Genomic DNA, 19778 nt, shown 5'->3' on the forward strand with positions numbered 1-19778 from the left:
GAGTTCAACAGGTTGGTGCGGTTAAGGCGGGTGAACACCTCTTCCATTTCGAACAGAGCCGTTAAGCCCCGTACTGCCGATGGTACTGCTGTCACAAGCGGGAGAGTAGGAAGGTGCCACCTGGTGATATTGAGGGGAAAGGCCGTTAGCGAGAGCTAGCGGCCTTTTGTTATTAAAGCCTATTCAACTGTAATTACCTCAAAAAAGAAATGGACTCCTTAAGTGTTCATAGCGACTTGCCTAAGCAGGTTGCAAATCGTTGATGGATGGCAATACAATCTTTTGTAATAACTGATCCTCTAGCAAGCCCGCCCAAGTGTTTAGATAAGTAACTACATCATCACGGACATTATGTTTCAGATAGCGCTTCTCCAAAGGCAGACGGAGTAGCACTTCTCTATCGTTCAATTTCTCGAGATGTTTTAAATCTTCTATCGTCAGACCATTCGTAATCATTTCGTTGATTATTAAGTCGATTGGCATTTGGCTGCTGGAACAATAATCGTCAACCTGTTTGCTCCAATCGCCGTAACGCTCCATAGCGTATCGATGAATTTGATCTTTTGACAGTTTGGTCAGCTCTTGAGCGAGATTTCCGCAATTGCAGCCTCCCATATGCCCCCATTGATAATGCGTACCGTTCTTAAGCTTTTGAGCCGTAACGCGCAGTGCATGTATTAATTCAGGTGTTGGACGTGCCATGTCTAAAACGTTTATTGAATAATATTACTGTTATTGGCCGAACAGCTTGCTTATTGGTTTTGTTCGTTTGGCATAAATGAAAAAGCCCACCGACATGGTGGGCTTTTTTTATCGGACCAATTCCATCAAATCTTTATCGTTTACTTCTTTTCGAATGTCTGCCATATCGAGGAAGCGTGTGTAGATACCGTCCAAAGTTGGTTTGTCGTAGCGGTATCCAAGCAATTCAAGTCGATGCTTTAGGGCGTGACGTCCACTTCGTGCCGTTAATACGATAGATGACTCCGGAACGCCGACATCCTGAGGCTTCATGATCTCATAGTTCTCCGAATGCTTTAGAAAACCGTCTTGGTGTATACCCGACGAGTGTGCGAAGGCATTGCGACCAACGATAGCTTTGTTTGCCTGAACAGGCATGCGCATCATTTGCGAGACAAGATTACTTACCGGAAATAGCCGGGTAGCATCGATGTTCGTGTAGTAGCCAAGCTCCTTTTTCACCTTTAAGGCCATAACGACTTCTTCCAGTGATGTATTGCCAGCACGTTCGCCGATGCCGTTCATAGTAACCTCAACCTGCCGCGCACCATTCATGACGCCAGCCAGGGTATTAGCTGTAGCCAGGCCAAGATCATTGTGGCAATGAATCGATATGGTCGCTTGATGAACATTCGAAACGTGCTCGTATATATAGGCAATCTTTCTGCCGTACTCATCAGGCAGGCAATAACCTGTTGTATCCGGTACATTGACAACGGTTGCCCCTGCTCTAATAACCGCTTCGGTAAGCTGAGCTAGAAAGCCAAGATCAGCTCGTCCCGCATCTTCAGCGTAGAACTCTACATCTTCAACGTACGTCTTAGCGTGTTTAACCGCAGCAACGGCTTGCTCGAGGATCTTTTCCCGTGTACTGTTAAATTTGTTTCTGATGTGAATATCTGAGGAGCCAATACCCGTGTGAATCCGACCGCGTTTCGCCCACTTAAGCGCTTCACCAGCTGCGTCGATATCCCCTTTAACGGCACGGCTAAGAGCACAAATGGTCGGCTCGCTAACCGCTTTAGAAATTTCAACTACCGATTTAAAATCTCCGGGGCTAGATATTGGAAAACCTGCTTCAATAATATCAACGCCCAGTCGTTCCAGCTCTTTAGCTACCACAATTTTTTCTTCAGTGGTTAACTGGCATCCCGGCACTTGTTCGCCGTCGCGTAGCGTGGTGTCGAAAATATAAACTCGTTGGCTCATACCTGGTATTGATTGAACTGTATATAATTGACAAAGTAACGTAAAAAGATAAAGCCCTTTCATTTGGAGAAAGGGCTTTATTTGCATAGAACAACCTTCTCCGTTTAAAAAACGCTTCTCTTTAGAAGTAGGCTATTCGAACAAATCGATATCATATTTTCTGCGAAATTTCGCTGCTTGCGTAAATACGCTACAAAAGTAGCCAATTCATACAAAATTGCAAATACCCGCAAAAATTTTTGTCCTATATAATGTAACTACAAATCAGGCATTTAAGCGGCTGATTAGCTCCTTACCCATAGCTTCAGTTCCAAGTATTTTCTCTGCTGGGGTATTCTGATCGGCGATGTCCCGTGTACGGAATCCGACCTTCAATACGGAATCGACAGCGTCGATGACTGCCTGGGCTTCGTCCTTCAAGCCAAAGGAAATGTCTAGAAGCAAGGCTGCTGATAAAACCGAAGCAAGCGGATTGGCAACGCCTTTTCCTGTAATGTCATGCGCTGATCCGTGGATTGGTTCGTAGACTCCCGTATTATCGCCAACCGAAGCAGACGCGAGCATACCCATTGAACCTGCAATTTGGCTAGCTTCGTCAGTGAGGATATCACCGAACAAATTACCTGTTACAACTACGTCAAACCGCTTAGGATCTTTAATCAGAAGCATGGCAGCTGCATCGATGAACTGATGCTCGACGGTTACGTCAGGGTATTCGGGCGACAGCGTTTGTACGACTTCCCGCCACAAACGACTACTTTCTAAAACGTTTGCCTTATCAACGGAACACAACTTCTTACCACGTGTACGGGCTGCTTCGAACGCTTTACGAACGATACGTTCAACTTCGTACTTGCTGTAAATCATCGTATCATAAGCCGTATTCCCTTCATCAAGCCGCTCGCGTTTGCCGAAGTAGACGTCACCCGTCAGCTCGCGAAAGAAAAGAATGTCAGCACCCCGTAAAATTTCAGGCTTAATACTCGATGCTTCGAGAAGTTCGTCAAATAGCTTGATCGGGCGGAGGTTGGCATATAAGCCCAGCTCTTTCCGCATCTTCAATAGCCCCTGCTCAGGACGTACTTTAGCCGAAGGGTCGTTATCGTATTTGGGGTGACCTACTGCGCCGAAAAGAACAGCATCGGCAGCGCGCATTTTTTCTAATGTTTCGTCCGGTAGAGGAGAACCCGTAGCTTCGATAGCAACGTGGCCGATGAGTGCTTCATCGTAGGTGAATTCATGACCGAATTTCTGGGCTATTACTTCCAGAACCTGCTTACCTACGGTGGTTACTTCGGCACCGATGCCGTCGCCGGGAACTACGAGAATGTGTTTTTTTGCCATGATTAATCTAAAGTATTCAGCATTTTTTGGGTTGCCTTGATGGCTGATACGGTTTGGTCAGAGTCGAGGCCCCGGGTTTTAAATTCGCGATTTTTGTCTTTCCAGGTAATGATTGTCTCGCAAAGAGCGTCGGTTCGCCCTCCCGTCGGAATCCGCACGGCGTAGTCGGTCAAAACGGGTAAGGTTTGGTTTTTCTTGCCGTAAATTTTCTTTAGCGCATTCATAAAGGCGTCGTACTGCCCGTCGCCCTGTGCACTCTCCTCAAATTGCTCTTCATTAATGCGCATCCGGAGCGTGGCCGAAGGCTTCAGATCTTTTGAATGAGTCAGCACATAGTTAAGAATCTCTACCCGCGAGACGACAGCGTTTGTATTCAGCACGTCAGCAATGACGTACGGCAGATCTTCACGGGTAACAACTTCTTTCTGATCACCTAGCTCAATAACCCGTTGGGTTACTTTTTTTAGGTCGTTTTCCGACAACTGGATCCCCAGTTCGCGCAGGTTATTTTCAATGTTTGCCTTGCCTGACGTTTTTCCGAGGGCATAACTGCGTTTACGCCCAAAACGCTCGGGAAGCAGGGCGTTGAAGTACAGATTATTTTTCTTGTCGCCATCGGCGTGAATACCTGCGGTTTGCGTGAATACGTTATCGCCTACAACAGGTTTGTTATCCGGAATCCGCAACCCGGAAAAAGTTTCGACAATCTTGCTGACCTGATAGAGCGACTTTTCAGTAACGCCCATTTTCACATCCGGCATAAAATCCCGGAGAGCGGCAATGGCGCTGGCCATCGGTGCGTTACCTGCCCGCTCGCCTAAGCCGTTAACAGTTAGGTGAATGCCCTGCGCGCCGGCACGTATGCCTTCCAGCACGTTGGCAACACTGAGGTCATAATCGTTATGCGCGTGAAAGTCAAAATGAATCGTTGGGTAGCGGCTGACAAGCTGACTGATGAACGCGTACGTTTCTGAAGGGGTAAGAATGCCGAGTGTATCCGGAAGGAGCGCCCGGCGGATTGGCTGGGTTTGAAGAAAGTCAAGCAGTTGAAAAACGTAATCGGGCGAGTTTCGCATGCCGTTGCTCCAGTCTTCCAGATAAACGTTCGTTTGCAAGCCTTCCTGCTGAGCCTCCTCGATAACTAATCGAATGTCGGCAAAATGTTCGTCTGGCGACTTTTTGAGCTGGTGGATAAGGTGGTTGAGCGAACCCTTGGTCAGTAAGTTCATCACCTTGGCACCGGATGCCCGCATCCAGTCGAGGGACGCTTTGCCGTCGACGAAGGTGAGTACTTCGATTTTGTCGAGTAAGCCAGCGCTAGCCGCCCAGGTGGTAATCTGTTGTACCGCTTCCAGTTCCCCGGCTGATACCCGCGCAGAAGCCACCTCTACCCGGTCTACCCTGACTTCGGTAAGCAGCAGCTGGGCCAGAGCCAATTTCTCAGAGGCAGAAAACGACACCCCGCTGGTTTGTTCACCGTCGCGGAGTGTCGTATCCATAATTTCAATGTAACGGCGTTTCATACGTTAAAGAGCGAAAGAAGTAAATAAACAAAAGAGTGATCGTTTGGCGCTCCGCTAGTGCGATGTCCCGAACGTTCACTCTTCCGCTGGCTCTTTAAAATGGCCTTGTCTCAGCAAAGGTTTCGATCTCCCCTTTCATCGAAAGCAGGTAATCAATGTCATCATAACCGTTGATGAGGTTATGCTTTTTGTAGCCATTGATGTTAAAGCTTTCACTCTCGCCCGTAACCAGCAACGTAATCGTCTGCGTTGGAAGATTGATTTCTAGTTCCGTGTTAGGGTCCGCGTCGATGGCCGCGAAGATTTTCTCCAAAAACTCGGGGCTTACTTGTACGGGAAGGATACCAATGTTCAGCGAGTTATTGCGGAAAATATCGGCAAAGAAGCTCGATACAACACAGCGGAACCCGTAATCGTAAATCGCCCAGGCAGCGTGTTCACGGCTAGACCCACTACCGAAGTTTTTGCCGCCTACCAGAATTTTGCGGGGCGACCCTTCGCCCGAATAGGTCGGATTGTTCAGTACGAAATCCTGCTTAGGCGTATCGTCGTTGTTATAGCGCCAGTCGCGAAAAAGGTTGTCGCCGAATCCTTTGCGCTCCGTTGCTTTCAGAAAACGGGCAGGGATGATTTGGTCCGTATCGACGTTCTCAATCGGCATCGGAACGGCAGTGCTACGCAGTATAGTGAATTTGTCGTAAGCCATTTTTGTAGTCGTTCTATGTCACTTGCGCGGAATTAATCGTCGTTAGCTGCCATTGAGTGTTCGGAATGACAGCTAACTGACGCAGAGCGCCATGACGTTAAATAAATTGACGGGGATCAGTTACTACACCGGTGACGGCAGCAGCGGCAGCTACCAGCGGACTTGCCAGCAAGGTTCTGGCACCTGGACCCTGACGGCCTTCAAAGTTGCGGTTCGAGGTCGAAACAGCGTATTTGCCCGCTGGAATTTTGTCTTCATTCATCGCCAGACATGCGGAGCAGCCTGGTTGACGTAGTTCAAAACCGGCGGTAGTCAAGATATCGAGAATGCCTTCTTCCTTAATTTGTGACTCGACAATGTGTGAACCCGGCACAAGCCAGGCCGTTACGTTATCCGCTTTCTGACGACCTTTAACGATAGAGGCAAAGGCGCGGAAGTCTTCGATACGACCGTTGGTGCAGCTGCCCAGAAACACAAAATCAACGGGTTTGCCCAGCATCGATTCGTTTTCCGAGAAACCCATGTACTGAAGCGATTTCTTGTAGCTTGCGGCACCGTCTTTCACCGTTTCAGCTACTGGAATCTGACGCGTTACGCCGGTTCCCAATCCAGGATTGGTACCGTAGGTAATTTGGGGCTCAATGGCGGCTGCGTCGAAGGTCAGGTCAACGTCGAAGGTAGCGCCTTCGTCTGTTTTGAGCGTCTGCCAGTAAGGAACCAGTTTATCCCACTGTTCGCCCTGAGGAGCCAGTTCGCGTCCTTTCAAGTAGTTGAGCGTCGTCGCGTCAGGAGCGATGATACCCCCACGAGCACCCATTTCGATACTCATGTTGCATACCGTCATCCGGCCTTCCATGCTCATATTCTCAAACACATCACCCGCGTACTCGACGAAATAGCCGGTTGCGCCACTGGCTGAGATCTGCGAAATGATGTACAGAATCGCGTCTTTAGGCAACACCCCTTTACCCAGCGTACCGTTGACGGTAATACGCATTTTCTTGGGTTTAGGCTGCATGATGCATTGCGTGGCCAGTACCATTTCTACTTCCGACGTACCAATACCGAAAGCGATAGCACCAAACGCGCCGTGTGTTGAGGTGTGCGAATCACCACAAACAATGGTCATACCAGGTAACGTAATGCCGTTTTCGGGACCGACGACGTGTACGATACCGTTTTTGATATGGCCCAAACCCCAGTGCGAGATGCCGTACTTGGTCGCGTTCCGTTCCAGGGCCGCCAGCTGATTAGCCGACAAAGGATCGGCAACCGGCAGGTGTTGATTAAGCGTTGGCGTGTTGTGATCGGCAGTCGCGAAGGTGCGTTGGGAAAACATCACGGGTACGTGGCGGCTTTCGAGACCAAGAAAAGCGACAGGGCTGGTTACTTCGTGGATAAAATGACGGTCGATGAAGAAAACATCAGGGCCATCGTCAACGTGCCGGACAACGTGTGCGTCCCACACCTTATCGAACAAAGTTTTTGGAGTGCTCATAACTATATAGATAACAAGTCTTAGGATTTTCTACCAAATCTTTCAGGCGTAGTAACAAGCGAGAAAGGTGGCTACAAATTTGCCAAATGTTCTTCGATTATACATCTCGCCATTCGTCCAGTGAATAGCGATTTTAGCTCAATGTACCTGTTTAGGTGTAAAACCGTATTGCTGTTTGTACGCCTTTATAAAATGGGAAACGCTTTCATAGCCAATTTCCATGCTGACTTCTGATACGTTCTTGACCGTATTTCGTAGTAAAAAATGCGCGTGCGTTAGCCGCTTCTGGCGAATCCATTGACCAGGTGACGTATGAAAGTGTTCTTCGAAATCACGCTTAAACGCCGACAAGCTCCGGCCCGACAAACGGGCCAGTTCGTTCATGGACAAAGGTTTAAGTAAATAGGTACTCATGAGGTAATCAAGATCCGTTTTCTGGCCTTCGTAGATATGGCGAAGAATAGCTTTCAGTTGGTTGGACGCATCCAGCTCAAGAAGGTGTAAAAGCAATTCCTGGAATTTGAGCCGAAGCAGTTCGTTCAGAAAAGGAGTTTTTGCCCCGAAGTAAGGGAGTAGTGAGTCGATAAACGTTACGAAAGTCGGTGATGAAGAGAAAGACAGGATCAGATCAGCAGGCAACGGGAGCGGGACCGGCAACGATTGGAAAAGGGCCAGATGCTGACTAACAAATTCTTTCAGTAATTTCTCATTTACAAAAAAGACGAGGCTGCGGTAGCTGGAGTCAATAGACTCGTTCATGGAGTAGCACCCTCGCTGAAAAAATAGAATCTGCCCCTTGTGTACGTGCAGTTCCTGCGTGGGTGAGCTGAATTTCTTCTCTCCTTCCAGAATAACAATGACGGCATGTTCTTCAAAGAAAACCTCGTTCCGCTCTGGATAAACATCGCTACGGTAAGCCACGAACGTCATTTCCTGAATTTTCAGGGATTGAAACTGATTCGCTTCGATAGAAGACGGCACACGGAGCATGGAAAAGACAAATTAGCGGAAAAGGCAGACACTCCTGTCGGCTGGCGGGCTTCTGCGTTAGACTAAAAACTGAAAAAGATTCGGCTGGTCGTTCAGGTAGTCGAACACAATATTCTGGTCTTTCATCCGCTGAATAAGTGGCTCGAAATCATCCCGATTTTTAAGCTCAATGCCTACCACAGCAGGGCCGTTTTCCCGATTTGTTTTCTTGATGTATTCAAAGCGGGTGATATCGTCGGTCGGCCCCAGTACGTTCAGAAACTCGCGAAAAGCACCCGAGCGCTGTGGAAACCGAATAATGAAGTAATGTTTCAGGCCTTCGTAAAGCAAGGACCGTTCCTTGATCTCTTCGGTGCGGGTAATGTCATTGTTGCCACCGCTGACCAGACAGACCACGTTTTTTCCTTTGATCTCGTCCTTAATCAAATCGAGTGCGGCAATGGTCAGTGCTCCGGCGGGTTCAGCAACAATAGCGTCTTCGTCGTACAGTTTGAGGATGGTGGTGCAGACCTGCCCTTCCGGCACCAGAATAACGCGGTCAAGAAACTGACGGCATACTTCGAACGTAGTTTCACCAACGCGCTTCACGGCGGCACCATCTACGAATTTGTCAATCTGGTGGAGGGTAACCACATGGCCCTGGTCAATGGCTACCTTCATGGAAGGCGATCCCAGCGGCTCAACGCCAATCAGTTTGGTTTTCGGACTAAGCTGATTAAAAACCGTCGAAACACCGGCTGCCAGACCGCCCCCACCGATAGCCATCAGCAGGTAATCGATCCTAAAATCAGAATCCTTAAAAATTTCCAACCCAACCGTTCCCTGCCCTTCAATGACCTGCAAATCGTCAAATGGATGAACGAATATGCTGTCGTGGGTTTTGACGTAATCAATAGCTGCGTAGTACGCATCATCAAACGTATCGCCCGTCAGTACAACCTCAACGAACTCCTTACCAAACAGTTTTACTTGCTTGACCTTTTGGTTCGGCGTGGTTGACGGCATAAAAATAGTACCGCGAACGGCCATCTTCCGGCAGGCGTACGCTACGCCCTGAGCGTGGTTGCCGGCACTGGCGCAAACGACACCCTGAGCTAGTGCTTCGGCTGACAGGCTAGCCATTTTGTTGTAAGCACCCCGAAGTTTGTAAGACCGAACAACCTGTTGATCTTCGCGTTTCAGGAAAATGGTAGCTCCATAACGATCCGACAGATTGATGCTTTCCTGAAGAGCTGTGTGCGAGGCTACGCCCCGGAGCCGCTCGGCAGCCAGATAAATATTATCCAGATCGGGAAAGGTTGTTTTCTTATCGGCTTCGACGGACAAGCTCATAGTGCAAAAAAAGTATAAGCGGGAAAGGTAGCCTAGTTGTCCGACCGTCAGTTTCTAATGAGCGGTCTGCCAACAAAACTACCTTTCCCGAATTAATTAGTTAGCTACGCTCTGGACGCAACGACCGAACGGCTTTACCAGCCTGCCACATTTCTGAATCGCGCAATTCGGACAGTTCTACTTCCAGCTTCTCGCGGTAGTCGGGCTGCGAGTTACGAGTGATGCTGATTTCGGCCTGCTCCTGCGATTTTACCGAGTTATAGAGTTGTTCGAAAACCGGCTTGGTTGCATCGCGGAAAGGCTTCCACCAGTCGAGAGCACCGCGCTGAGCTGTGGTCGAGCAGTTTGCGTACATCCAATCCATACCGTTCTCGGCGACGAGTGGCATCAGCGACTGCGTCAGTTCTTCAACCGTTTCGTTGAAGGCTTCCGAAGGGCTGTGGCCATTAGCGCGCAATACTTCGTACTGAGCCGCGAAGATACCTTGAATAGCACCCATCAGCGTACCCCGTTCGCCGGTCAAGTCGGAGGTTACTTCTTTGTAGAAATCTGTTTCGAACAGGTAGCCCGAACCTACGCCGATACCCATAGCAATTGCCTTGGTACGGGCATTGCCCGATGCATCCTGGTAGATAGCAAAGCTAGAGTTCAGTCCTTTTCCTTCTACGAACAACCGGCGAAGCGACGTACCCGATCCTTTCGGTGCAACCAGGAACACGTCAACATCAGCTGGCGGAACAATACCCGTTTTTTCTTTATAAGTAACGCCAAAGCCGTGCGAGAAGTACAACGACTTGCCGGGCTTCAGAGCCGCTTTTACGGTCGGCCAAAGTTCAATTTGAGCGGCATCAGAAAGCAGGAAGCAAATGATGGTACCTTTTTCCAGCGCTTCTTCAATCTCGAAAAGCGTTTCGCCGGGTACCCAGCCGTCGGCAACGGCTTTGTCGTACGTTTTGCCTTTACGCTGTCCTACGATGACATTAAAGCCATTGTCGCGCATGTTCAGCGACTGACCAGGGCCTTGTACGCCATAGCCAATAACGGCGATTGTTTCATTGGCTAGCACCTCACGGGCTTTTTCCAGCGGGAACTCTTCCCGTGTAACAACTTGCTCCTCAACTCCTCCGAAATTAATCGTTGCCATGTTTAATTGGTTTTGGTACTCGTATTATGGGGGTTAAACATTACAGATAATAAGCCCACTCCATTTCGGGCAGGTATTCTACCAGTCCTTTCTCGGTTTTTCCGACGGCTACGCGACCCGAGCGGACAAACTCCAGAATGTCGTACTGCTTGATGTAAGCAAAGAAATCAAAGATCTCCGTATCGTTCCCGGTTTTCTCGATCACTACGTAATCAAGACCCCAGTAAACGACCCAGGCTTTGTATTTCTTGTTGATGGTTTCCACATCCAGCGGTTTGCTGCCCAGGGGCGTAGAAACCTTGAACAGCGCAATTTCATTGTAGACGATCTCGTCGTTGAGGTAACCAAAAACGGCCATCACCTCCACGATTTTACGGATCTGACGCACAAGCTTTTCGACTTCTTCCCGCGATTCGTGTTTAATGACAATTGTGAATCGGGACACGCCTTTTCGCTCGGTTTCAGAAACCGTCAGGCTCTCGATGTTGATCCGTCGGCGCGTGAAAATAATCGTGATGCGATTCAGCAGTCCGATGGTATTTTCCGTGAATATACAAATGGTGTAAGTCGTCATGGGGGATGTCATTAGTTGTCAATTGATCGTCGTTGTGTTACCATCTATTGGGCTGAATACCGATGAAATAGGCACCAACGAATGGGTAATCAGGACAGTCAGCGACGGAATAGCGAATGACTATTTCAATCTGATTTGTGAAACGCTGGTGCCAGCAGGTACCATCGGGAATACGTTTTCTTCTTTCTCCACGATGACTTCGAGCAAGAACGGTCCGTCGTGGTTCAGCATGGTATCAAGCGCGTCCGACAGGTTTTCCCGCTGATCGCAGGTCATACCATCCATGCCGAAACCTTTGGCAATCGTGATGAAATCAGGATTCTGCAACTCAACGAATGAGTACCGGCGTTGGTGAAACAGTTGTTGCCATTGCCGGACCATGCCCAGAAAGTTATTATTCAGGATGATGGCTTTAACCGGCTGCTTGTTCTGCACAATGGTTCCTAATTCCTGTAGTGTCATCTGGAAGCAACCATCACCAATAATGGCTACAACCTGCCGGTCGGGAGCACCGACCTGAGCACCAAAGGCCGCTGGTAACGCAAAGCCCATCGTGCCCATACCGCCCGAGGTAACTAAGCTATTGGGACGGCGGAACTGATAGTAACGGGAGGCCATCATCTGGTGCTGACCTACGTCGGTCACCAGAATGGATTCTCCGTTGGTTTTCTCCGACAGCATGTTCACAACCTCACCCATTCGGATTTTTCCTTCGGCGGTGTTTAGTACCGGCTGCGTGATGGTTTCGTGCTCGACCACGTCATATTTACGAAACTCGTTGCGCCATACCGTATGATCGTTGGGGTTAACCAGCGATAGCAGAGCGTTAAGTGCTTCTTTGGCATCACCCACAACCGGCGCGTCGGCCCGAATAATCTTATCGATTTCCGATGGATCGATCTCGATGTGAACGACTTTGGCCTGCTTGATAAACTTGCTGGCATCGCCCGTTACCCGGTCATCAAAACGCATACCGATGGCAATAACTACGTCGGCCTGATCGGTCATCACGTTGGCGCCGTAGTTTCCGTGCATGCCCAGCCAGCCCACGTACAGTGGATGGGCGGTCGAAATGGTTGATTGGCCCAGCAAGGTTGTCGCTACCGGGATGCCGGTTTTTTCAACGAATGTCAGTAATTCAGCTTCGGCTTTTGCGATTTGCACGCCGTGTCCAACCAGCACGTAAGGCCGTTTCGCGGAGTTGATCAGGCGGGCTGCTGCTTCCACCTGTTCTTGCTTGGGTACGAGACGGGGCCGGTAGCTAATGATGCTCTGGCAACGTTCGTACGCAAACGGTTTCGTCATCAGTTCCAGCTGGGCACTTTTGGTAATGTCGATCAGGACGGGTCCCGGACGACCCGACTGGGCAATGTAGAATGCTTTTGAAATGACATCCGGCACTTCGTCAGCGTCGGTAATCTGGTAGTTCCATTTAGTAATCGGCATCGTAACGCCCATCACATCGGCTTCCTGAAAAGCATCTGTGCCCAGTAACTTTTTAGCCACCTGACCGACAATGCAGACCATCGGTGTCGAATCGATCAACGCATCGGCAATACCCGTAACCAGATTCGTTGCGCCTGGTCCCGATGTTACGAGGCAGACACCCGCCCGACCCGTTACGCGGGCGTATCCTTCGGCTGCGTGAGCCGCGCCTTGCTCGTGACGAACCAGAATGTGATTCAAGCGATCCTGAAAATCGTAAAGGGCATCGTAGACCGGCATGATTGCTCCGCCGGGGTACCCAAAAATGGTATCGACGCCTTCGGCTACCAGAGCCATCATAAGTGCTTCCGATCCTGAGATTAATTTCGGAGCTACTGGGGGAGCCGCCGGGGTAGTCTCAATAATTTCCGGGGTGATGCTGGCGATTGCTTCCATGACGTATGGTCAGTTTAAGGTCGTTAGCTTGTTGGTTTTCTTACAGGGTTGTATTCAACTATCGAAAGTACGAATCGGGCAACTGATTAAGCTTCATCCGTGACACAACCTTCACTGGCTGATTTTACGTTCCGGATGTATTTGCCGAGCATACCCTTTGCAAAGCGTGGAGCCGGTTGCGTCCAGCGACTCCGCCGGTCGGCTAGTTCTTCGTCCGAAACGTGCAGCGTGATCTCGCGATTGACAGCGTCAATGGTGATGCGGTCGCCGTTCTGAACCAGTGCAATCGGTCCGCCTTCAAACGCTTCAGGAGTGATGTGTCCAACCACAAAACCGTGGGTTCCACCCGAGAAACGTCCGTCCGTGATCAACGCTACTTTATCGCCGAGACCCGCGCCAATAATAGCCGAGGTCGGTTTCAGCATTTCGCTCATGCCGGGGCCGCCTTTAGGACCCGCATTCCGGATTACGACTACCTGACCAGGCAGCAGTTCACCGTTCTGTAGCGCTTCGATTACTTCGCCTTCGTGCTCACATACTTTGGCTGTGCCTTCAAAGCGTTCGCCTTCTTTACCCGTAATCTTGGCTACTGAACCATCTGGGGCCAGATTACCGCGCAGGACCTGAAGGTGTCCCGTAGTCTTGATGGGCTGAGAGACGGGGAAAATGATTTTTTGCGTTGAGAAATCAAGGTCCTGTGCCTCCGCCAGATTGTCGGCAACGGTTTTTCCAGTAACCGTGATACAGTCACCGTGAATCATACCTTGCTGGTAAAGGTATTTCATAACCGCAGGAACACCGCCGATACCCAGCAGATCTTCCATATAGTACTTACCGCTCGGCTTTAGATCCGATAGTAAGGGCACACGATCGCTGATCGCCTGAATTTCATCGAGCGTCAGGTTGATGCCAACCGCACGCGCAATAGCCAGGTAGTGAAGTACCGCGTTGGTTGACCCGCCGAGTGCCATAACTACTGCAAACGCGTTTTCGAGCGACTCACGGGTAATAATATCTTTGGGGGTAATATTGCGCTCTAGCAGGATACGCATAGCTGCCCCAATCTTCTTACATTCTTCCTGTTTCCCTTCGTGGGTAGCCGGGTAAGTACTGCTGAACGGAAGGCTCAAGCCCATCGCTTCGATGCTACTCGCCATGGTGTTGGCGGTATACATACCACCGCAGGCACCGGCTCCCGGAATCGCGTTTTTGATGACGCCTTCGTAATCTTCATCGGAGATGTTATTGGCGTACCGCTTGCCGAGAGCTTCAAAAGCCGAAACGATGTCTAATTTCTGACCTTTATAGTGTCCTGAACGAATTGTTCCGCCGTAGACCATGATACCTGGCCGATCAAGGCGAGCCATCGCCATAACAGCACCCGGCATATTTTTATCACAGCCAACCACCGTAACAACACCATCGTACCACTGCGCTGACACAACGGATTCAATCGAGTCAGCGATCAGGTCGCGGCTGGGCAGCGAATAGCGCATACCGTCATTGCCGTTCGTCATGCCATCCGATACACCGATTGTGTTGAAGATTAGACCAACCAGACCGTTCGCCTGAATACCTTGCTTTACGTAGACGGATAACCCGTTGAGGTGCATGTTACAGGTGTTACCCTCGTAGCCCGTGCTGGCAATGCCAATCTGGGGCTTCTGCATGTCATCCTCGCTTAATCCAATACCGTACAGCATAGCTTTAGCGGCTGGATTAGTTACTTCTTGCGTTAGCGTGCGACTAAAACGGTTTAATTCGGTTGTTTCTGGTTCGGCAATCATCTTAGACAATTAGCGAAATTTCGCTGATAGTGTAATAACGCCGTAAAGAAAAGTTAAGTTTTCTGTAAAGGCAAGAAAAATGGTATTATTTGTCAGTTAAAATATGGACGTATTATTTTTGGGTCATGATAACAGAAACATCGTCGCAATACGATCATTTAGAGCAGATGTCGGTTCACGACTTGCTGGCCAATATTAACAAAGAAGATAAGACTGTCCCGTTGGCAGTTGAGAAGGCTATCCCCCAAATTGAAGCGTTGGTTAGCCAGATCGTCAATCGCATGAAAAAAGGCGGACGGTTGATTTATATCGGTGCTGGAACAAGTGGTCGTCTGGGCGTTGTCGATGCATCGGAGTGTCCGCCAACGTACGGTGTTCCGCACGATCTGGTCATTGGTTTGATAGCGGGCGGGGATGGAGCCGTACGAAAAGCGGTCGAATTCGCCGAAGATGATGCGGAACAAGCCTGGAAAGATATTGAGCCGTATCACCCCGACGAGCTGGATACGGTCATCGGGATTGCAGCCTCGGGCAGAACGCCTTACGTGATTGGTGGGCTTGATAAAGCGCGCGCAGCAGGTTTGCTAACGGGTTGTGTTGTTTGTAATCCGGGTTCAGCGGTGGCGCAGGCGGCTGAATTTCCAGTTGAAGTCGTTGTTGGTCCCGAGTTCGTTACGGGCAGCACACGCATGAAAGCAGGAACTGCTCAGAAGCTGGTGTTGAACATGATTTCCACGTCGGTTATGATTCAACTAGGTCGCGTGAAGGGAAATAAAATGGTCGATATGCAGCTTACTAATATTAAGCTCCAAGATCGGGCGGCCAAGATGGTAATGGGTGAGATTGGTGTCAGTCGGGAAGAGGCCGAAGCGCTATTAGCGAAGTACGGTAACGTTCGCGGTGCTATCGACAACTTTAACCAGGAAAATAACTTGTAAAAATAAGGCTGCTGGTATCCAGGTATAGTTCAGGTAGCAGTTTTAAACCAGTGTTACTTGAAACCTGTACCGGTTTGACACGATTCACAAACGCTTCGAATGTACAAGAGCCAGTAACGACGCTTTTGCCTCTTACTCAAGGGCAGACAAGAAATCACTTATTCGTTTTCTGATTGTTGAAATCAGTAGCGGGAAACTGGTCGCCCTTTGGTAAGTCGTCAAACAGACGACTATGGCGTCCTGCGGGCTGGAGCTGAGCGCATCTAATCAAAGTTTGCGCTGTTTCTGCCAGACATCGGATTAAGGAAAAGCAGCCTGTAGTAGCAATGGCTTTTGCCGGTAGCAACGGTTGATTTTGCTGGCCAATGACTAGGTGCCAACCGCTCAGCTTCGGATCAGGGAAATACTGAAACGTAAAATCGTGAATGCGCTTAATCCATTTTGGGCATTCGGGGTGGTGCGTTTGAAAATAGCTTTTGGTCAAGGCTGACAAAGCTTCAACCTGTACCCAGGCCCACCGTTGGTTCCAGTCCGGAAAAATAAGCGGCTGCCCTTTCATATCCGCGTACTGATTAAGTCCACCTGATAGCTCATTCCAGGCCACTTCGCTCATTCGGATACACCATGATGCTACTTGCATCGCTAATTTGCGGTTACCCGATTCTGCGCAAAGGTCAAGCAAAAAATTGGCGGCTTGGAAAGTCAGGCCAACGTTAAGCCGCCGACCTTCCGGGGTGTTGATGAACGAGCCGTCGGGCAGCATATGTTCTCGCAAGATACCTGTGCGACGGTCCAGGAATTCGCGCAACAGCGCATGCAGGACGCTTTCTATCTTTTCGTGCCAGCTTTCCTCATCGAGCAACGGTCGGATTTCGAGTAGTGTTTTGAGCAATAGAACGGGCTCACCCAAGTGCCGGAGCTGGCGATAGCCGCCAATCGTCTGTGCTAATTCGGTATGCGTTGTTTCCCATTGCTGGAACAAGCCCGAAAACACTTGTTTCGCCAGCATCGCCCATCCGTCGTCGTCTGTTGCGCGGTGAAGCTGGGCGTACGCCATAACGGCTGAACAGCTTGCTACAACGTTGGCTGACGGAGCTACCGGACGGCCCCGGCGGTCAAGCTGTTCATACGAATTCAGCTTCTCATCGTGGGCAAACTCACTCAAAAAAGTAGCGCCCTTGTATGCGTGGTCAAGCCAGGCTGGTTGACCGTCGAACGTATTGTAAAGCCACGTAAATGCCCATACTTGTTGTGCTTGCAGCGTTACGATCTTATCGCCTTCTACAACTTGCCCGTCGCTTGTCAGGAAGTCAAAGTAACCACCGCATTGCTCATCCCGGCTGTGGTTAAGCCAAAACGGAACAACCTGGCGAAGCAGCGCCTGTTGATAATCGGCAGAAAGTTTACGAAAATCTAACACCCTGTAAATATAAAAAAGCGGCTCAAATCGTACGATTTGAGCCGCTTTTTTGTTTCGCTGCAACTAGGAATAAACACGCTCTACTTCGCGCTGTTCCTTATCTTCTGGCAATACGAATTTCATCGGTTTACCAACTTTATCCGGCAACAAAGCAATGTCGAGAACCTGATCGACGGTATCGGCGTAATGAAACTTGAGGTCTTTGATGTACGTAGCATTGATTTCCTCAATGTCCTTCCGGTTTTTCGAGCAAAGAATAATTTCCTTGATACCCGCCCGGTTAGCCGCCAGAATTTTCTCTTTGATACCACCGACCGGTAATACTTTACCCCGCAACGTCACTTCACCCGTCATCGCCAGGTAAGGTCTAACCTTGCGTTGGGTATAAATCGATGTCATCGACGTTAGCATCGTAATCCCCGCAGAAGGGCCATCTTTTGGAACCGCCCCCGCCGGAATGTGGATGTGCAAGTCGTAATGGTTGAAGATCCGATAGTCGATGCCTAAATCATCGGCGTGGGCTTTCAGATAAGAAAGAGCAGTGATTGCTGATTCTTTCATTACGTCACCCAACTGACCCGACAAGGTCAAAACGCCTTTGCCACGGCTCAAACTCGACTCGATCAGCAGAATTTCACCGCCAACCTGCGTCCAGGCCAATCCCGTTACAACACCCGCAATGTCGTCATCGGCGTACAACTCTTTGTCAAAGATTTCGGCTCCCAGCATTTTCGGCACATCAATAGCCCGAACGGTGTGGTTGTATTCCTCCTCCATGGCAATGGATTTGGCAACTTTACGGACCAAAGCACCAATTTTCTGCTCCAGATTCCGCACGCCCGATTCACGCGTGTACCCTTCAATAATCCGCAAAATCGCTTTGTCCTCAAACACCAGATCTTTAGGCTTTAGCCCGTGATCTTTGCGCTGCTTGGGAATCAGGTATTTCTTGGCAATCTGCACTTTTTCTTCAACGGTATACCCCGCGATGTCGATAATCTCCATCCGGTCGCGTAGGGCAGGGTGGATGGTATCGAGTGAGTTAGCGGTAGCGATAAACAACACCCGCGACAGATCGTACTCCGTTTCGAGGTAATTGTCCATAAACGTCGAGTTCTGCTCGGGATCGAGTACTTCCAACAACGCTGACGACGGATCGCCCCGAAAATCGGAACTGACTTTGTCGATCTCGTCCAGAATAAAGACCGGGTTCGACGTGCCGCATTTGCGAATATTCTGGATGACCTTACCCGGCATAGCGCCGATGTACGTTTTGCGGTGACCTCGGATTTCAGCTTCGTCGTGAACACCACCCAGCGCCATTCGGCTGTATTTACGCCCTAATGCCTTGGCAACCGATTTCCCCAGCGAAGTTTTACCCACGCCCGGAGGGCCATAAAGGCACAGGATTGGCGCTTTCATGTCGTTTTTCAGCTTCAGAACGGCCAGGTATTCGATGATCCGCTCTTTTACTTTTTCGAGACCAAAGTGATCGGTATCCAGAATCTTCTGCGCCCGCTTCAGGTCGAAGTTGTCTTTCGTGTACTCACTCCACGGCAGATCAACCATCAGCTCCACGTAGTTCATTGTCACCGGATATTCCGGAGCCATTGGGTTAATCCGCTGAAGTTTGTTCAACTCCTTGTCGAAGTGCGCCCGTACCTCGGTTGGCCACTTTTTATGGTCGGCCCGTATGCGAAGTTCGTCGATCTCGCGGTCAGGATTATCCATGCCCAACTCATCCTGTAACACCTTCATCTGCTGGCGCAGGTAATAATCCCGCTGCTGCTGATCGAGGTCCGAGGAGGCTTTAGACTGAATCTCGCGTTTCAGTTCAAGCAACTGCACTTCCCGAAGCATGTATTCGAGCAGCAGATTAGCCTGTTGGTTTCCTTCGAGTGTTTCAAGAAGGCGTTGTTTGTCGGATACGTCGGCGTTGATGTTAGACGACAGGAAGTGGAGCAGAAATGTCGGACTTTCGATGTTGTCGAGCGCAATCCGGGCTTCCTGTGGTATCTCTGGATTAAGCCGTAAAATCTTATAGGCCGAATCTTTCAGTGACTGCAACAGGGCTTTTCCTTCCTTTTTATTGACGGCTGGAAACGAATCTTCGATCTGACGAACCTGCGCCGTCATGAAAGGCTCTTCCTGCTGGATTTGCTGGATTTCAAAACGTTTCTTTCCCTGAATGATAATCGTAATGTTACCATCAGGAAGCGTAATCATTTTGATGATATAAGCCACTGTACCATATCGATACAGATCATCGACCGTTGGTTCGTCTTTTTGTTGATTCAACTGCGCAACTACGCCGATAATCCGATTGCCTTTGTACGCTTTTTTTACCAGCCGAATGGATTTCGCTCTACCTACCGTAACCGGAATAACCATACCTGGAAACAATACAGTATTACGAACCGGCAGAATAGGCAGGTTCGGCGGAAGCTCGTAGTCATCATCCAACCCTTCCGGCGAGCCAAGTGGCACAATTTCTAAATTGTCCGAATCAAAATCGGCCAGCAGTAAACGGGTAGCTAAATCTTTTTCTGAAATCATATGTGAACTGTCAAACTGACAGCTTTCATTACGTGGTAGGTGTCTTTACCTTGTGGAAAGATAAGGTTATGAGCAAGTTGCAAGAGCCGTGCCATATATTGACCGCTGACCCAAAAAGGGGTCACACACCTTAAC

At 49.5% G+C, this 19778-nt stretch carries 15 protein-coding genes and 1 rRNA gene; 2 read left to right on the forward strand and 14 right to left on the reverse strand.

The genetic code is table 11. The features are described 5' to 3' along the window. Positions 1–11 precede the first annotated feature (11 nt). Positions 12–122 (forward strand): 5S ribosomal RNA (gene rrf / locus M0L20_RS09100). 118 nt (positions 123–240) lie between these two features. On the opposite strand, the gene M0L20_RS09105 is transcribed toward rrf, so the two are convergent. The 12 genes from M0L20_RS09105 to ilvD form a co-directional block, all read right to left on the reverse strand. Further along, positions 241–702, reverse strand: coding sequence for a hypothetical protein (locus tag M0L20_RS09105; protein ID WP_248476638.1), 462 nt, complete (start codon positions 700–702; stop codon positions 241–243). A gap of 108 nt (positions 703–810) precedes the next feature. Then, positions 811–1950: a 2-isopropylmalate synthase gene (locus tag M0L20_RS09110; RefSeq protein WP_248476639.1), complete on the reverse strand. Its 1140-nt coding sequence runs from the start codon at positions 1948–1950 to the stop codon at positions 811–813. 264 nt (positions 1951–2214) lie between these two features. Next, complete coding sequence (gene leuB, locus M0L20_RS09115) at positions 2215–3294, reverse strand: 3-isopropylmalate dehydrogenase (protein ID WP_248476641.1); 1080 nt, start codon at positions 3292–3294, stop codon at positions 2215–2217. 2 nt (positions 3295–3296) lie between these two features. Then, positions 3297–4817 carry a hydroxymethylglutaryl-CoA lyase-like TIM-barrel protein gene (locus tag M0L20_RS09120; protein WP_248476642.1) on the reverse strand — a complete coding sequence of 507 codons (1521 nt, stop codon included), beginning with the start codon at positions 4815–4817 and terminating at the stop codon, positions 3297–3299. A gap of 94 nt (positions 4818–4911) precedes the next feature. After that, complete coding sequence (gene leuD / locus M0L20_RS09125; RefSeq protein WP_232560598.1) at positions 4912–5523, reverse strand: 3-isopropylmalate dehydratase small subunit; 612 nt, start codon at positions 5521–5523, stop codon at positions 4912–4914. 97 nt (positions 5524–5620) lie between these two features. Continuing rightward, the gene (leuC, locus tag M0L20_RS09130; RefSeq protein ID WP_232560599.1) at positions 5621–7021 is read right to left on the reverse strand and encodes a 3-isopropylmalate dehydratase large subunit; all 1401 of its coding nucleotides are present in this window, start codon (positions 7019–7021) and stop codon (positions 5621–5623) included. Positions 7022–7159: 138 nt separating this feature from the next. Beyond that, positions 7160–8011 carry a helix-turn-helix transcriptional regulator gene (locus M0L20_RS09135; RefSeq protein ID WP_232560600.1) on the reverse strand — a complete coding sequence of 284 codons (852 nt, stop codon included), beginning with the start codon at positions 8009–8011 and terminating at the stop codon, positions 7160–7162. Positions 8012–8068: 57 nt separating this feature from the next. Continuing rightward, positions 8069–9343, reverse strand: coding sequence for a threonine ammonia-lyase IlvA (gene ilvA, locus M0L20_RS09140; protein ID WP_232560601.1), 1275 nt, complete (start codon positions 9341–9343; stop codon positions 8069–8071). 100 nt (positions 9344–9443) lie between these two features. Then, positions 9444–10487, reverse strand: a complete 1044-nt coding sequence (gene ilvC, locus M0L20_RS09145) for a ketol-acid reductoisomerase (protein WP_232560602.1) — start codon at positions 10485–10487, stop codon at positions 9444–9446. Between the two features lie 40 nt (positions 10488–10527). Further along, positions 10528–11061 (reverse strand): acetolactate synthase small subunit, encoded by a 534-nt coding sequence (gene ilvN, locus M0L20_RS09150; RefSeq protein WP_232560603.1) that lies wholly within the window; start codon positions 11059–11061, stop codon positions 10528–10530. Positions 11062–11181: 120 nt separating this feature from the next. After that, positions 11182–12942 (reverse strand): biosynthetic-type acetolactate synthase large subunit, encoded by a 1761-nt coding sequence (ilvB, locus tag M0L20_RS09155; protein ID WP_248476643.1) that lies wholly within the window; start codon positions 12940–12942, stop codon positions 11182–11184. Between the two features lie 86 nt (positions 12943–13028). Then, positions 13029–14729 carry a dihydroxy-acid dehydratase gene (gene ilvD, locus M0L20_RS09160; RefSeq protein WP_248476644.1) on the reverse strand — a complete coding sequence of 567 codons (1701 nt, stop codon included), beginning with the start codon at positions 14727–14729 and terminating at the stop codon, positions 13029–13031. A gap of 125 nt (positions 14730–14854) precedes the next feature. On the opposite strand from ilvD, the gene murQ reads away from it, so the two are divergent. Next, complete coding sequence (murQ, locus tag M0L20_RS09165; RefSeq protein WP_248476645.1) at positions 14855–15667, forward strand: N-acetylmuramic acid 6-phosphate etherase; 813 nt, start codon at positions 14855–14857, stop codon at positions 15665–15667. Between the two features lie 154 nt (positions 15668–15821). On the opposite strand, the gene M0L20_RS09170 is transcribed toward murQ, so the two are convergent. Both M0L20_RS09170 and lon read right to left on the reverse strand, forming a co-directional pair. Further along, entirely contained in the window at positions 15822–17087 is a 1266-nt protein-coding gene (locus tag M0L20_RS09170; RefSeq protein WP_248476646.1) for an AGE family epimerase/isomerase, read from the reverse strand. Positions 17088–17150: 63 nt separating this feature from the next. Continuing rightward, positions 17151–19643 carry an endopeptidase La gene (gene lon / locus M0L20_RS09175; protein ID WP_248476647.1) on the reverse strand — a complete coding sequence of 831 codons (2493 nt, stop codon included), beginning with the start codon at positions 19641–19643 and terminating at the stop codon, positions 17151–17153. Positions 19644–19778: the final 135 nt, after the last annotated feature.

The sequence above is a fragment of the Spirosoma liriopis genome, assembly GCF_023196085.1.
GTDB classification, from domain to species: Bacteria; Bacteroidota; Bacteroidia; order Cytophagales; family Spirosomataceae; genus Spirosoma; species Spirosoma oryzicola.